The sequence below is a fragment of the Bradyrhizobium sp. 147 genome (genome assembly GCF_023073935.1).
Classification (GTDB): Bacteria; Pseudomonadota; Alphaproteobacteria; order Rhizobiales; family Xanthobacteraceae; genus Bradyrhizobium.
The window spans coordinates 1-516 of sequence record NZ_JADPKL010000076.1 but is presented as its reverse complement, the minus strand read 5'-3'; the positions used below and the strand labels follow the sequence as shown (position 1 = coordinate 516).

General features: G+C 62.0%; 1 protein-coding gene. It reads left to right on the top strand.

Features of this window, described 5'->3' with window-relative positions; all coding sequences use genetic code 11:
• A partial coding sequence (locus IVA87_RS16765) for an ATP-binding protein (RefSeq protein ID WP_247334270.1) occupies positions 1-514 on the top strand: 514 nt, incomplete at its 5' end.
• Positions 515-516: the final 2 nt, after the last annotated feature.

Genomic DNA, 516 nt, shown 5'->3' with positions numbered 1-516 from the left:
CATCGCCAGAAGTTGCATCCGCGGTGGCGCTAGAGGACGCTTCTACAACGTCGTCGACCTCGTCAACCGGCTCGAGACCGAAACCCGCAACGGTCGGCAGGGACGGCTCGCCGAGCATCTGACCCGCATGGACTTCATCGTTCTCGACGAGCTGGGCTATCTGCCGTTCGCGCAATCCGGCGGTCAGCTCCTGTTCCATCTCATCAGCCGGCTCTACGAACGCACCTCCATCATTGTCACCACCAATCTCGCGTTCGGCGAATGGCCGAGCGTGTTCGGCGATGCCAAAATGACCACCGCGCTACTCGACCGATTGACCCATCACTGCGACATCGTCGAGACCGGCAACGACAGCTGGCGATTCAAAAGCCGCGACGATGTTCAAACAACCCGCGCTCGCGCCGTCTCCGCAACCCCGACCAGCTCCGACGACCCGAGCGCTCCCAGCAGAGCACGCCGATCAAAGGGGTCCCTTTTGGATGCCGATAGGGGGTCCCAGTCGAACGCCGATTGACA